Origin of the sequence: Chitinophaga pinensis DSM 2588, from assembly GCF_000024005.1 — a bacterium.
In the GTDB taxonomy this organism is placed as follows: domain Bacteria; phylum Bacteroidota; class Bacteroidia; order Chitinophagales; family Chitinophagaceae; genus Chitinophaga; species Chitinophaga pinensis.
In genome coordinates, this window is the sequence record NC_013132.1 from 5516529 (window position 1) to 5530485 (window position 13957).

The 13957-nt window shown below is 44.8% G+C and carries 14 protein-coding genes; 3 read left to right on the forward strand and 11 right to left on the reverse strand.

Annotated features, from left to right (window positions below):
* Nucleotides 1-197: 197 nt before the first annotated feature.
* From CPIN_RS21950 to CPIN_RS21960, 3 genes are all read right to left on the reverse strand, one after another.
* Nucleotides 198-4010: a CheR family methyltransferase gene (locus CPIN_RS21950; protein ID WP_148230614.1), complete on the reverse strand. Its 3813-nt coding sequence runs from the start codon at nucleotides 4008-4010 to the stop codon at nucleotides 198-200.
* Between the two features lie 55 nt (nucleotides 4011-4065).
* The gene (locus tag CPIN_RS21955; protein ID WP_012792035.1) at nucleotides 4066-5109 is read right to left on the reverse strand and encodes a chemotaxis protein CheB; all 1044 of its coding nucleotides are present in this window, start codon (nucleotides 5107-5109) and stop codon (nucleotides 4066-4068) included.
* Between the two features lie 156 nt (nucleotides 5110-5265).
* Nucleotides 5266-5649 (reverse strand): response regulator, encoded by a 384-nt coding sequence (locus CPIN_RS21960; RefSeq protein WP_012792036.1) that lies wholly within the window; start codon nucleotides 5647-5649, stop codon nucleotides 5266-5268.
* 1475 nt (nucleotides 5650-7124) lie between these two features.
* Between CPIN_RS21960 and CPIN_RS21965 the strand changes: the two genes are divergently transcribed.
* Nucleotides 7125-7889, forward strand: a complete 765-nt coding sequence (locus CPIN_RS21965; protein WP_012792039.1) for a hypothetical protein — start codon at nucleotides 7125-7127, stop codon at nucleotides 7887-7889.
* Between the two features lie 105 nt (nucleotides 7890-7994).
* Entirely contained in the window at nucleotides 7995-8180 is a 186-nt protein-coding gene (locus tag CPIN_RS38710; RefSeq protein ID WP_148230615.1) for a hypothetical protein, read from the forward strand.
* A gap of 20 nt (nucleotides 8181-8200) precedes the next feature.
* Here CPIN_RS38710 and CPIN_RS21970 read toward each other — a convergent pair whose 3' ends face one another.
* The 4 genes from CPIN_RS21970 to CPIN_RS21985 are packed head-to-tail and all read right to left on the reverse strand — an operon-like array spanning nucleotide 8201 to nucleotide 10443.
* A complete protein-coding gene (locus CPIN_RS21970) occupies nucleotides 8201-8596 on the reverse strand; it encodes a hypothetical protein (RefSeq protein WP_012792040.1) in 396 nt (131 codons plus the stop codon).
* Nucleotides 8580-9329, reverse strand: coding sequence for a class I SAM-dependent methyltransferase (locus CPIN_RS21975; RefSeq protein ID WP_012792041.1), 750 nt, complete (start codon nucleotides 9327-9329; stop codon nucleotides 8580-8582). Before CPIN_RS21975 ends, CPIN_RS21970 begins: the two co-directional genes overlap by 17 nt.
* Entirely contained in the window at nucleotides 9320-10057 is a 738-nt protein-coding gene (locus tag CPIN_RS21980; protein ID WP_012792042.1) for a DUF2071 domain-containing protein, read from the reverse strand. The genes CPIN_RS21975 and CPIN_RS21980 overlap by 10 nt, the downstream gene beginning before the upstream one ends.
* An 8-nt stretch (nucleotides 10058-10065) precedes the next feature.
* Nucleotides 10066-10443, reverse strand: a complete 378-nt coding sequence (locus CPIN_RS21985; protein WP_012792043.1) for a DoxX-like family protein — start codon at nucleotides 10441-10443, stop codon at nucleotides 10066-10068.
* A gap of 182 nt (nucleotides 10444-10625) precedes the next feature.
* Between CPIN_RS21985 and CPIN_RS21990 the strand changes: the two genes are divergently transcribed.
* A complete protein-coding gene (locus CPIN_RS21990; RefSeq protein WP_044222154.1) occupies nucleotides 10626-11081 on the forward strand; it encodes a hypothetical protein in 456 nt (151 codons plus the stop codon).
* A gap of 34 nt (nucleotides 11082-11115) precedes the next feature.
* Here the strand turns inward: CPIN_RS21990 and CPIN_RS21995 are convergent, their stop codons facing one another.
* From CPIN_RS21995 to CPIN_RS22010, 4 genes are read right to left on the reverse strand one after another with little or no spacing between them, the layout of a single operon-like run.
* Nucleotides 11116-11577 (reverse strand): GNAT family N-acetyltransferase, encoded by a 462-nt coding sequence (locus CPIN_RS21995; protein ID WP_012792045.1) that lies wholly within the window; start codon nucleotides 11575-11577, stop codon nucleotides 11116-11118.
* 57 nt (nucleotides 11578-11634) lie between these two features.
* Entirely contained in the window at nucleotides 11635-12405 is a 771-nt protein-coding gene (locus CPIN_RS22000) for a DUF72 domain-containing protein (RefSeq protein ID WP_012792046.1), read from the reverse strand.
* A 41-nt stretch (nucleotides 12406-12446) separates the two neighbouring features.
* Nucleotides 12447-13022 carry a hypothetical protein gene (locus tag CPIN_RS22005; RefSeq protein WP_012792047.1) on the reverse strand — a complete coding sequence of 192 codons (576 nt, stop codon included), beginning with the start codon at nucleotides 13020-13022 and terminating at the stop codon, nucleotides 12447-12449.
* Nucleotides 13023-13059: 37 nt separating this feature from the next.
* On the reverse strand, nucleotides 13060-13926 hold the full coding sequence (locus CPIN_RS22010; protein ID WP_012792048.1) for a LysR family transcriptional regulator: 867 nt from the start codon (nucleotides 13924-13926) through the stop codon (nucleotides 13060-13062).
* Between the last annotated feature and the right edge of the window lie 31 nt (nucleotides 13927-13957).

The window sequence follows — 13957 nt, forward strand, 5'->3', positions numbered from 1 at the left end:
AGCGGCAAAGGTCAAGTCCATCGACACCTGTAATGTTCTTATCAAGCATAAATAAATCGGGCGTTAGCACCTGACTGTCGAGTATAAGATTTCCTGTGGTGTATGTGACGATCTCATAACGTCCGGGATCCATGCAATAGAGAATACGTCACAGATGGCTATATCATCTTCTATCAGTACTATCTTTTTTACGGTGTTCAAGATTTAATGGGTAGTGTGAATGAAAAATTGGATCCTTTTCCCTCCTCACTTTCTACGTCGATAGCGCCATGATGTCCCTGGATAATCTGTGCGGATATATATAACCCGAGGCCCATACCCGGGAAGGTGTCAAAGTTATCGGTAGTGACGCGATAGAACCTGTCGAAGATCTTTTGCTGGTGTGCTTTCGGGATACCGTAGCCTTGGTCCTGCACGCTCACCTGTATTCTTTCTTTCTCCTTACGAACAGCAATACGCACGGTACTACCTGCAGGGGAATATTTAATCGCATTTGACAGCAGATTTGTGACTACTTGTCCTATGCGCTCGGCATCTGCGCTGATGAGGGGTAGCTCCTCTGTCTGTAATTCAAACTTATGTGTACCGGCACGTTGGATATCTCCCAGCTTTTCGGCGACCACTTTTTTGATATCTACATCTGTGAAATTCATTTTCAACTTCCCTTCCGAGATTGTTGTGGTATCCAGCAGTAGGTTGATTAACACCGTAAGACGGTCAATCTGTTCATTCAGGCGCGAAATGAGTTCACCATCTTCATGGTTACCTGTTTCAGCCATCCTTTCTTCCACTATCTCAGCGTACACTTTCATGCTGGTAATAGGTGTTTTCAGTTCATGGCTGGCAACACTTATAAACTCTTCCCGGATTTTCAGCAGGTTTTTTAAGCGTTGTTCGCTCAGGCGCAGCGCTTCCTCTGCCTGTGCACGTTCAACTGCTTCATTATATCTTGAAATGATAATGCTGGCAGAATGAGTAATTATTGCGGCCATCTCCAGTTCTCTTTGCTGCGGACTTCGTGGCTGCCTGAAGTAGATGGCGAGTGTGCCTAGTATAGGGCCTCCGATGGTCCGGACAGGGAAAGACCAGCAACCACGGTAATCGTATTTACGGGCAATCGGGCGCCATTGCTCCCAACGGGGATCTTCTTCGATATCTTCCGTAATCACCGGGTCACCAGTGTGCATAGCCAGGCCACATGCAAGCGATTCAGGACCGATCTGAAAGCCGTTAATATCTTTTGCATATTCTTCGGTCATACCTGCCACCAGATGTAGTCCCTCACCTCCTGACGGCGTCATATAAAATGCAGACCTGGCTTCTCCATCCATCTGATCAATCACTGTTCTGATCAAGGGATTCAGAGAACTGGTCAGGGATTGACCATTCATCGCAGCCTGAAAAGCTTCTTTCTGTCCATTCAGCCATGCCTGATTTTCGCGCAGCACTATCTCGGCTTTTTTATGCTGCGTCATATCAATAAAGGTCATTACAACGCCATTGATACGATCTTCTTCTGTACGATAAGGGAGAATACGTATCAGGAAAATGCGTCCATCTATTGACGAGACCTCCCGCTCTATTGTCAGAAGTTTTTCCAGGACAGCTTCTGCATCGGAAATAATATCGTCATAATTCAGTTTGTTGGTGATGTCAGATAAGGGTCTGCCAATATCATTCGGAATAAAGTTAAACACCGTTCTGGCGGGCGGTGTAAACAACGCCAGTCTCAAACTCCGGTCGAGAAAAATGGTTCCTATTTCGGCGGAATTGATCAGGTTTTGCAGGTTATTGCCTGCCAATGTGGTTTCATCCACTTTTACCTTCAGTTCCTGGTTAACGGTGCGTAATTCCTCATTAATAGACTGCAGTTCCTCTTTGCTTGTCTCCAGTTCCTCAGCAGCAGAGCGTAGTTCTTCATTCATCGCCTGCAATTCCTCATTAGATGCCTTCAGTTCTTCCTGCTGGAATTCATGTTGTTCGATAGAGGCGCGGAGTTGTGCTTTCAGTCTTATCAATTCTTCTTCGAGCTGACGTGCTAACGGTTCATCTGAAGAGAGAATTACCTGTCCACCGGCATCTTCCATACTTTGTTCAAAAATCACCAGTATGAGGCCATTGGCAATATCTCCCTGCCGGAACACGGGACGTATATGAATATTCACATTTTCCGACTGTCCATCAATTGACACCCTTAATCCTTGTGCTTCTACAGCTATCTGTCGCTGTACAGCCTGATAGAGCGCGGAACGTAATTCCAGACACAGGTCCTGGCGTACCAGTTTCAACAGGTTCTGAGATGGTTCACCACCTGTCATTTGCAGGTATCTGCCCGCCCTTTCTGACAGATGAAGGATGTCATATTCTTCATTGATCACCATCGAAGGAGGTGCATATTCTTCCAGCAGGCGCTGATGCAGATCATTTCTCATGACCCGTTCGCGGGTTCTGTTCTCCTGAGAGATAACCGCCTGAGATGCTGCAGGCTCCTTGAAATTAAAATGAGGTACTGACTCCGGTACGGGGTAATTACTTTGTACAATACGTTTAGACTGGAAGATGTGAAACTCCCTGTTGAACAAAGTATAGAGATCGCTGGCGCTTTCTGCTGATTCAGACAAACCTAGCATCAGGAACCCGCCTGGTTTCAGGGCAAAATGGAAAGTTTCCATGACCCTTTCCTGTGCGGTATGATTAAGGTATATCAATACATTTCTGCAGGACACCATGTCCAGGTAAGAGAAAGGAGGATCTTTCAGAAAGTTATGACTGGCAAACAGAATCGTTTCTCTGATTTCTCTTTTGATACGATAACCTTCTCCTTCCTTATTGAAAAAACGTCTTAAACGCGCTGGTGATACATCAGCTGCATCATTGAGTGTATAATACCCTTCGCGTGCTACGGCGATAGCAGCTTCGTCGATGTCGGTTGCGAAGATTTGAATTTTAGGATCATCTATGGATCCCATTGTTTTTTCTGCGAATAAAATTGCGAGAGAATATGCTTCTTCACCAGTTGCACAGCCGGCGATCCATATCCTTACCTGATTTTCTGCTTTTTTATTTTGCAGGATGGCAGGAACGACATCTTTCTCTAGTGCATCAAATGCTTTTTTGTCACGAAAGAAATTGGTGACGGATATCAGCAGATCTTTCAGCAATGCACTGATCTCTTCGGGATTATGTTTTAAATAAGCAGCATATGCCTGTAAGCTGCTGAGATTTCTGATATTGATACGACGTTCAATACGACGTAACAATGTTGGACGTTTATAATTTGAAAAATCATGCCCCGTGCGCAGTCTAAGGTGTGTAAAGACTTCGCGCAGTGCATGTTGTTCTTCTTCAGCGCGCTTTTCACTGTCTACCGGAATCTGAACAGATCCGAGATTCAATTTATACGCTATTATTTTCTCTGGTATTTCTGACACCGGCAGTATATCATCTACCATCGCGGTAGCTATGGCGTTTCTGGGCATTTCATTGTATTCCGCCTCACGGGGATTCTGTACGAAAGCTGCGCCACCACATTCCTTTACACGTTTCAATCCCATGGAGCCGTTAGCGCCTGTTCCGGAGAGAACGACACAGACGGCACGCGGTCCGAGGGAATTGGCCAGTGTACGGAAAAATATGTCTACAGGCACTCTCCGCTCCTCTATTCCGGCATTACTGGAAGGAATGATGTGACCATCTGACATGATCAGGTGTTGGTCCGGAGAAACTACGTATACATGATCAGGCTGCACCCGGGTCTTTTCCGTAATTAATGTCACCTTGAGTGGTGTTACGTGTTGCAGCAATTGCTGCAGCTGACTGTCATGATCAGGAGACAGGTGGAGTATCACTACATAGGCCATTCCCGGATTGGCAGGAACGTTTTCAAAAAAACATTGCAATGCCCGGATACCTCCGGCGGAAGCACCGATTCCTACTACCAGCAGGTCGTCTTTATTGGGGCGGCCGGCGAGTATGCTTTCCTTATCATAACTGGTTTCAAGTTCCTTCATAAGCGTATACAAACCTAAGGTTTTACTTTTATAGATACCATATCATTGTCCTATACTAAGCCACATTCTCTGTATCTGCCTGGTCTTTCACACTATCCATGCTTAATTGCTCGTGATCGAAAACAGCTTTTCTTACCATCTCTCCACGTTTCATTGCATCCTTTGCTTTTTTAAAATACATTGCTGCTATTTTAGCCTGATTAGCCTCCGCAAAATGATCGCCCATGTGATTTAGTAACAGCGTACTTTCCTGTATATTGCGAATGGCATTCCAGAGGGCTTCCTCAATACTCTCCGTAATGGCGGACAATAGCGTATCTGCTGAAAAAGCGTGTCCGGTATGACAACGAAAACGTATGCGATCTCCTTCTGTGAGGGAGCTCAGTACTCCATGGCATTCGGGACAGGTATATGGTGTAAGTTCGCCATGCCGGAAGACTTCCCTGCTGATATTTTCGTCTTTCATCGCAATGCCCACCTCCTGCTGCGCGGTTGTTACAAATTCGGCGTTTCGCCCATTAAGCGACGGAATTTCCTCATTGGCAAGCCTGACGAGCAATGCGGCTATTTCACTGACCGGCGCTATGTGATCGACCTTGACAGCGTTCATTGCATTTACCGGCATGGAGGAGACCTCTGCATCATCCGGGTCCTGCACTATCGCCAATCCTCCTTGTTGCTTTACAGCCCATATACCAGCGGTGCCGTCATCGAGCGCTCCTGAAAGCACCACACCGATCACCTGCGTTCCATAGGCTATAGCTGCTGACCGGAACAGGGGATCAATAGCCGGACGAAAACGGTTCTCTTTCGGACCACGTGTTACCCTTACTTTTCCTTTCCCCAAAAGCAGATGCCGGTCAGGCGGAGCGATGTAGATACGTCTGCCTATGACAGATTCTTCATCAACAGCATGTGCTACGGGTAGTGTGCCCAGTTTATTTAACACCTCCGGCAATATACCTCTCACCTCGGCTGCCATATGCCATACAATAAATATAGCTGCATCAAAGTTTGCAGGTAAATCACTGACTATTTTTTTTATTGCTTCAAAGCCTCCTGCAGAGGCCCCGATTACAACAATCTTTCTATTATTCATTGATATTTGTGTAATGAATGATAGTCCGGCGGACATTGTGCCAACCGATACAACAGAGAGGTTCCAATACTGTGCCGCAGAATGTAATGAGATACAAGGAAAGGCAGGATAACGGAACAGTCTGTAATACTGCAGATTTGTAACAACTTACATCAGTCAGCTCTCAGCGCAGATTGCAGTGGCAGTCCCTACACTATATCTTGAAATTGTTTCCCGTAAAGTATTTAATGAGAAAGGTTTCGAAATAGCAGCGTCTGCGCCGGCTTCTTTTGCCTGGGCAACGATATCCACAGCAGCAGACATAATAATAACGGGCACGTTTTTAAATTTGTCGTTGCTCTTAATGAAACGGCAAACATCAAGTCCGTTAATGCCGGAAATCTGCTTGTCCAGTATAAAAACATCGGGAACATCGATCTCTCCATTGATGATTTTATCACTGTTTTCAAGATCAGTGAGGGAATAATTCCGGGAAGGGAATGCAAGCTGAAAGATAAATCTTATCGGGGCGTCGTCTTCCACCAGTACGATATGTGTCATGTGGGTAATTGTGATAAGGTCAGTAATGAGTATTAAGTACTTTCCCTTCCGGGAAAAGAAGTGTGCCGATCTAACGTGCAGGGATAAACAAAACATATCGTTCAGGTGTCCCTCCTGAACAGTAAGGTCCAGTTATGCCAAAAAAATTGCTTGCTACACCATACCAGGCGCAGACAAAAGCTGACATAACTGATAGTTGATTAATAAAGACATTTCTAATCGATGGCAAGATGTACAATCATGCATCTCCATCGCAATGAAACCGGTTGATGTTGGTCGCTTACTTCACTTACATGAAAAGAGGCATTCAGATTTTCCTTTGTATTGTCGCTGTCTTACAGGAGTATGTCTTTTCAGCACATATCAGATCTTATGAAAAAATCCTTTAATGGTAAAAAAATCACTATACATTCACAACACAGGCTACAGCAGGACGTTTGAAGTTTTGCTATACATTGCTAAAAGTAATCAATGTTATTAACATTTCCGAAATGTAAACATAAAATATCTATAGTACAGTCTGGCAAAAGACTACGTATCGCCTTTTACATGTATTAAATTAGTCTGAAAACATTCTTTATACCGGTGAGCTTGACAGGACGGTAACCGCGAGAAGCATGCTCACACAGCCGGTATGCCGGGGTAATAAACGTGGACTTAAAGTGGCGATCATTGGTCGTGTGCGTGTATGTGACAGAGACCGTAAAACACACCCAATAAGCATAAACAGTTAATAGGAATGCTGCTTTAGCGGATTACTGCAGTTACAGGAAGGGGATATATTAAATAACGTGTAAACAGCATAGCATTTCACAAAACATACTTCAGGCATGCAACTATTCTCTTTGCACAAAGGCCAGACTAGTCTTTGTATGACATGTGGTTAAAACTGCATGTAATTGTAATAATATTTTTTGCGGATGCGTGCGTATTTTAAACGGTCTGATTCTCTCTACTGGTATTATTGCCATAATATCGGCAGCCTGGTACTGCCGGCTGGCGGTTATACCGTCTTTGTGTATGCACCTCACCTGTAAAGCGACTATCAGCGTTCCATCCCATGTACCTGCAAGGACATACCCGCTCGTATCCGACCATTTCGCCGAGCTTACCGGTAAATGTGATAATAGATCTTTGTCTTGGCAATCAGTATATTTTGTGTTCTCTCAATTTAGCACAATCCACTGGTGGCCGTGTCTCAGTCAGCGAATATTATCCACCGTATTAACGGGAGAATGTGGAAAAATTTAAAAGTGTAACAAACCTTAATAGGATCTGATAATGAGATTTTTACATCGCTTACCAGACAAATCACCTACTTCACCAATTTACTGCCGGCTCCTCTCCCTTTTTCCTTAACATTGCATCACCAAAATAGCCCGGTTTTCCCTTTAACCACATACACCTCCTTTTACCTTACCTGTAAGACTGCTTTTTATACAGTCCCCCCATTTTTCACCACTTAAATTCTACTTATGAAAGCATTGCTATCAACCTTCTCGCGTAGCGCCGTTATGATTATCTGTCTCTCCTATTCTGCCTGTATCAAAGACCCACACCATCCCGCTGCTATTCCTGAATGCCGCGTTTATCAGTTGAGCGGGGATATCAACTATCCCGGCGACACGATTACCATCCGGTATAACAGCAAAGGGAATCCAATTGCCATGGATAAAAACCATGTCACTACCGGTAGTCCGCGCTATGTCTTTAAATATGATAAAAATGACCGGCTGACGGAATTGATCGGCATGTACAATCATCCTACAAACTATGAGACCCTGTACCGTTTTTCTTATGATTATAAGAACCGTATTAAAGCAGACACACAGTATACATTCGGTTTTATCGGTCAGCCAGCCATGCCCGAATATATCCATGAATATGAGTATGACAGTAAAGGCAGAATGACCCGATACAGGCATATCAGCCTCTATTCTTCTTACCGCTGGGAGCACAATTTTCAGTACAATGCACAGGGTAACCTGTCGAAAGTCATCAATGAATATGGTAATGAAACTTCGGCCTTCCCTTACGACTATGACGATAAGGTCAATGTCAACAGTCTGCATCCCATCTGGCAATTCCTGAGTCACGACTATAGCCGTAACAATCATTCTCCCGCCGTATCCTACAACAATAAAGGATTACCTACGGAAATCGATCTGCGCACAAAGTATCAGGGCAGTTTTGCCAATCTTCCTATCAATCATGTACAGATAAGTTATCAATGCCGCTAGATAATACAGCCATCATCTGTTGTTTGCCCCCTATCCCTGCCAGCAGCTAAAATAGTAGCTGCTGACGCGTAAAATACGTCTTGACGATAGCCTCAAGCACTACATGTGGCCTGTGTTAATAATCCCGGTACGGATAAAAAGCAGGAAATACAGGTCTGTGAGATCAAACACGGGGTTGTCGGCACCGGTATTTATCTGAAAGGAAAGAAGGTGTTTTTCTCACTGATATTATCTGCGTGTATGATAACGCCATCCTGGCGAAAGATAGTGGTGGTAAATACTGGCGTTTAGATTTCCTGCAATAATCTCTTTCAATAAAAATAAGCCCACAGAAACACGACGCTCATATAGGTAAATAAAAGAGAGAACAGAACATGTACGGTCGTCTCAAACTTCCTGCCTTTCCAAAGTTCAGGAGAATATCCCACAAACTGGATCACCAGGCGCGTCCCCCAGAATACGCCCATTCCTAATGAGATCTTTCTTCCTAAAGCCGTCTCCACCAGTTCGCCGGCAGCACTGAGACATAATAGTCCGAGCAGAAACACCGTCAACGCAATGAAGAAAGTATGAATGGTCATAATCTGACGGTTAATGAGGCTCAATGGCTTCAGTTCCTCACTCCATCTGAAGTATCTTGGAAACACGACATGGCTCATGGCCAGTACTAACAGCAGTGCGCCTATTATCCTAAAATGCAGTATCATTCTTCGCGATTATAAAAGTCGAAATAAAAGGAGTCAGTTTATTTTCTCTTTCCAGTTTCAGACCAGTGTCTTCAAAGAGCTTCAGCCAATCCCGTTTGGGATAGAAATGAAAGAAGCCGATATTATAAGCCAGGAAATTAGGCAGATCCCGTAGATGTTCTGTAATATAAATCCGGCCATCGGATTGGAGACTCCTGGCCAGTTCTTTCATAAACAGCTTCCTTTCCTCCCAGTCTCTTATTTCATGGGCTGAAAAGATGACAAAGATCTTATCCGCGGCGGCATCTTTCAGTGGTAAATGATGCGTTGCAGCGTTGATCGTTTGTGGTAGTCCGGGATAAAGACTTCTCGCCCGTTTAATGGAGATTTCTGTGTGTTTTTCAGGGTCATAAAAGTCTATGATCTGTAAGGCTGCGTCCGGGTATTTATCCTGTAGTAAGGTACTGGTTTCATCAAATCCTGCATGGATATTGACAACCAGTTTTTCTCCTTTTGCAGGGGCGATCCAGTTGAGTTCATATAGGCCGGAAAGATCATAAATATACATGGAGACCAGTAGTGACAGCATACATCCGGTAAATGCGAGTCCGGTCAGCAGCAAGAGGACCGGTAACTGCATGTAATATGCAACGATTGCCCCTGCCAGCATCAGCAGCAATGCAATGGCGTAAAAATGCCAGTTAAATCGGACGATATTCATCACTCCCTGTAAAGGTTTTCTTCCTACTGCCATGTCTCCGTTTTGCCCTTTTTCCAATGATAAGGGATATTATTGATGATAAAGGCATTTGCCAGTGCGGCGCCTGCGATATCCAACGTTTTCAGAAAGGCGAAATTATAATCTGTCACATGCAGGGGCCGGGGTATCCAGTTTTCCCGCTGTCCTTCGATAATCAACACCTCCTTTGTCTTTGCATCATAGCGGAAGGTGAAAGGCAAAGGACCGGCAAATCGCCTTGCCTCTTTCCAGTCAGCGAAAGGAGATTGTGGTGGCAGATGCACCTCTTCTTCCGCCAGATCAATGGCCACTTTGAAGGCTGATTTTACAGAAGCGTAGGTAATGATATTTCCTGCACGCGTCCTGCTGATATCTGTTGTTGTATAACTGTAGTGTGTAAAGATATTGCCCAGGAACTCCATTTTCTTCTTATCGGTTTCTGAGCGGAGGATGTATAAGCCCCGCAGATTTTTACCTGCATTGTTTTTATAGCGGACAAATATCCTGTAACCGATCAGGAAGAAGTCATTACCCATAAACGCGGGGAACCCTTTTGGGCGCAGGTCTTTTGTCTGAACCATGGCTACCGCGACAAAGGCATATTGATCCTTGAAGGTATCCAGTGACAGGCATTCGGGGATCAGGGGTTCCAGCTGCTCTTTTGGTACAGCGAAGGTCAGTACGACCGAACTCTGAAAGAATGCTTCAACAGGAAAGGGATGATTTTTAAGAGCGGAAAACATAGTATTGATTAAGTCTGTTTGGGGTTCAGTTTGAATTCCGTGTAGTAAATCAGCAACATGAATAAAGCGGCGAATACGGCATTCAACCGGCCCCATAACAACAGGTCGGGCACTAACATAAACTCCAGTATATTCATCGTTCCCACAATAGCGATCTGTAAGATAGCGTTCAACCTGGATTTAAATCCGCGGACTACCCATATCGCCATAGCGATCTCTGAGAGTCCGATCAGCATTGTCAATGGTCCTGCATATTGCGCTCCCAGTATACGGGCAACGATCGCTTCATGCCGTGGTACCAGGTGCAGTACCTTACACAGCAAACCATTGACCAGCCAGACGAGTGCAATGAGATAAGTCAGGGCCTTATGTGTATTCAATTTCATAGTGGGATTATCTACATCTGCTGTGAAGGTACGGCGTGAGCAGCATACTTGCACGGCACAGTCCGTTTTTTAGTAAAAAAAGCCGCTATATGAGGAAACAGGGCAACAAAACAGTATCCTGCTCTTACAATGAATATCTGTGGGCCTGCTTTTTGTCTGATAACAGTATAAAAAGCAGCATTATGAAAACGATCGCATCAATGACAAGCGGGCTGGTAAGTTCTGTAGCGCTGACTGTCCTTCATCAAACCCTGAAGAATAACGTATCGCATGCTCCCCGGATGGATAAACTGGGCATGGAGGCGCTTGAAAGTACATTGGATCATGCCGGGATTGCGGTACCCAAAAAGAAGGCACTCTACTATTCCACGATGGTTGGAGATATTGCAGGTAATGCCGGATATTATTCTCTGGTAGGCATGAACCCTAAACACAGTATCGCTACCGGCGCGGCGCTGGGATTAATGGCAGGTATAGGTGCTATTACCCTTCCCGGCAAGCTTGGTCTAAGTAAACAATATAGCAATGAAAGCGGCAAGACACAATTGCTTACGCTGGGTTTGTATCTTGCAGCCGGACTATTGGCGGGTACCGTCCACAAGCTGATGGAACGAAAACGCATAAAACGATCCGTTTAACAATACAGACAGCCCTCTTTGAGGGCTTCTTTTATTAGTCCAGGCTACAGCGCATCGTCGCCAGCAGTTTGCTGAAACCAGCCTTTTCGTAGGCTTTAATCGCGCCGGTATTCTCTTCGTATACTTCCAACCGCATTTCCCGGATACCTTTTAATACCGCCCATTGTTTCAATGTTGAGATCAGTTGCTGATTCAGCCCCATTCCCCGGTATTCCGGTAACACAAACATAAATCCCAGGTGTGCGTATTGTTCATATACCAGGTATGCGCGGGCCTTCAGGATCTTTGCATAACCGCATCCCACCAGGGCACCTTCTTTTTCCAGTACCAGCAGCTCCGATTCATCGCTTTCTATCAGTTCTCTCAGATCATAATAGATGATCCTGCCGCGTTGTAAGGTGACGTCAAAAGGTCTTTCTGCCTCGACTAACATCTGCAGGAATTCCGCAAGTACCGGTAAGTCAGCTACTGTGGCGCTTCTCGTTATTACTTCCATATGCTGTTGATTGCTGGGATTAAAGATAATTAAGATCTCTCCGGAATGATCATCTATCTATACCTTGACAAGGTCAGTCAGGGTGTTGAGATCTTTGAGTGCATCTCCGATGGTGTTATTGAAATAGGTATAAACCCGTTTACCTTCTTTTAGCCAGGTATTGATACGGGCAGCATGTATTTTAAGTGCTTCTGTTGTATATCCGCCTTTGTAATCGCCGGCAGGGCCGTGAAAACGCAGGTATTCAAAGCCGGCGGCAGCTGTCCATTCGGGTGGTTTTGATGTAGGCATATCATGACGCACCATGGTAGCATGATAGGCTGATAAGACTTCGTATGTCTCTGCCATGTACCAGGACGAATGCCGGAACTCTACACATACGTCCCATTTTTGCTGTGGGTCACATTGACGGATCACCTCTAGCAGGTGTTCAAATTGCGTGAAACTGTCGAAACGCGTACCACCAGGAAACTGTACTAATAAAGCGCCTTTCTTCTCTCCTGCCGGTTCGATGATCTCCATGAATCTTTCCACCAGACTGTCTTCAAAAACCAGGGGTTTATTATGGGTAATGCCCCGGTGTAATTTGAATGTAAATCTGAAGTCCGCCGGCACTTCTGTCGCCCATCGTTTCACGGTGGCGGCCATGGGTACTTTATAAAAGGAGCTGTTTACCTCCAGGCTGTTAAAGAGGGAGGCATAATAAGTCAGTCTGCTTTTATCCTGAAATGCGGCAGGATATGCCTGTTTATTAGGGACTGGTAGTACCAGTCCGCTGGTACCTGCGTAAAAATCTCCTTTTCCTTTCTTATGTTGTTGTTTGCTCACCTTAGAGCGGTGTCAAATATTGCACCAGCATATGATAAGACTCAACCGATGCCTCCGGTCAGGTCCATATTAAAATAAGTGATACTATCTAGAATGAAGTCTTCCTCGTTTTGAATCGCTGCTGATCTGGTCCAGGTATCGGATGCTTTATCATAGGAAGAAACTCCGCTGTTATCATTAAAACCCAATTTCACATTACTGGTGAAACAGATACCCCTGTAATCATCATATGTGCGTTCCAATGTAAATTCGATTCCCTCTTCTGAGATCCTGTTGAATACCTCTTTAAATACCATGTAGCGATTCTTCTTTAGCAGCCAGGTATCAATAGTAAACTTGTCATTGCTAAAACAGATGTCCCTTTTATTATTTACCCGACCTGTTTTGATATTAGGAAAGGTAGCCAGGTGGTCATTCTGGATACCATATAATATGCGGCTTTCTGTCAGAAAGAAGAATTCATAGTAGGCGTAATAGACCTCGCTGTGGCCATTGTCATACTCTGTCAGGCCATCGGGCTTACCCAATATGTCCATCACTTCCTCTATCGTCATCCCCAGGGTAACAGGGCCAAATTTTCCTGTTAATATAAAGTCTCTCAAACTAACTGTCATCATTTCTGTAATTGCATAGGCGGTTTTAGGTATGAACAGCTCAGATCTTTACTTCTTTCAGCATCGCTCTGAGCTTCTTCATGGCATTCTTTTCATAAGCATCCTTCAGGGAAATAATCGTGGCGGTACGGATCACATTTTTGTCTTTTATAGGGATGGCTACAACGTCATTCCCTGAAATAATCGTTTCTATGTGGACCGTATGCCAGTTACCCGTCTTCACCAGGTCCAGCATGGTCAGGATATCATTGACTTCGATAGAAAATTCCGGGTCCAGTCCTTTGAACATCTGTCCTACAAAATGACTGGTATTATATCCCTGGGTGGCTAATACCAATGGCAAATCTGCTATTTCGCGCAAGGTAACGGCAGTCTTACGGGCTAAGGCCGATTTTGCTGCGGTGATCATTCTCATGGGAGTACTGAAGAGTTCTTCTGACTTAAACTGAGACGTAGGTATAAAGTCCTTAAAAATCAGGATCATGTCCAGTTCGAAGTGATCCAGCATCTCTATCAGGTGGTCGGACACACCATAAATAACCCTGACTTTCAGTTGCGGGAATTCCGTTGTGAAACGCACCAATGCCTGTGTAAAGATATTCCGGAGACCATAGCTCACGCCTACTGAGATCGTTCCGGTACTGAGCGCATTCAGGTCCTGTATCAGGGCCAGTCCGTCGTTGGCTTTTTTTATACTCAAAGAGGCATAATCGGCAAACAAGGCTCCTGCTTCTGTCAATACGATCCTGTTCCCGATGCGGTTAAACAGGGGTGTATGCAGCTCGTCTTCCAGCTGTTTGATCTGCTGCGACAGGGTACTCTGGCTGATATGCAGACTATGTGCCGCCTCTGTGAAGTTCATCAGTTCTTTTGCTTTCAGAAAATATCTCAGTTGTCTCAGCTCCATAGAGAATCGGTTTTATCGATGACCCGCATCG

Excerpts from the sequence above, each read along its gene's own strand:
- CPIN_RS21980 (WP_012792042.1), bottom strand. The coding sequence starts at position 10,057 with ATGTTTTCCGCTCTTAAAAATCATCCCTTTCCTGTTGAAGCATTCTTT.
- CPIN_RS21950 (WP_148230614.1), bottom strand. The coding sequence starts at position 4,010 with ATGAAGGAACTTGAAACCAGTTATGATAAGGAAAGCATACTCGCCGGC.
- CPIN_RS21995 (WP_012792045.1), bottom strand. The coding sequence starts at position 11,577 with ATGGAAGTAATAACGAGAAGCGCCACAGTAGCTGACTTACCGGTACTT.
- CPIN_RS22010 (WP_012792048.1), bottom strand. The coding sequence starts at position 13,926 with ATGGAGCTGAGACAACTGAGATATTTTCTGAAAGCAAAAGAACTGATG.
- CPIN_RS21990 (WP_044222154.1), top strand. The coding sequence starts at position 10,626 with ATGAAAACGATCGCATCAATGACAAGCGGGCTGGTAAGTTCTGTAGCG.
- CPIN_RS21955 (WP_012792035.1), bottom strand. The coding sequence starts at position 5,109 with ATGAATAATAGAAAGATTGTTGTAATCGGGGCCTCTGCAGGAGGCTTT.
- CPIN_RS21970 (WP_012792040.1), bottom strand. The coding sequence starts at position 8,596 with ATGATACTGCATTTTAGGATAATAGGCGCACTGCTGTTAGTACTGGCC.
- CPIN_RS21975 (WP_012792041.1), bottom strand. The coding sequence starts at position 9,329 with ATGGCAGTAGGAAGAAAACCTTTACAGGGAGTGATGAATATCGTCCGA.
- CPIN_RS21960 (WP_012792036.1), bottom strand. The coding sequence starts at position 5,649 with ATGACACATATCGTACTGGTGGAAGACGACGCCCCGATAAGATTTATC.
- CPIN_RS21965 (WP_012792039.1), top strand. The coding sequence starts at position 7,125 with ATGAAAGCATTGCTATCAACCTTCTCGCGTAGCGCCGTTATGATTATC.
- CPIN_RS21985 (WP_012792043.1), bottom strand. The coding sequence starts at position 10,443 with ATGAAATTGAATACACATAAGGCCCTGACTTATCTCATTGCACTCGTC.
- CPIN_RS22005 (WP_012792047.1), bottom strand. The coding sequence starts at position 13,022 with ATGATGACAGTTAGTTTGAGAGACTTTATATTAACAGGAAAATTTGGC.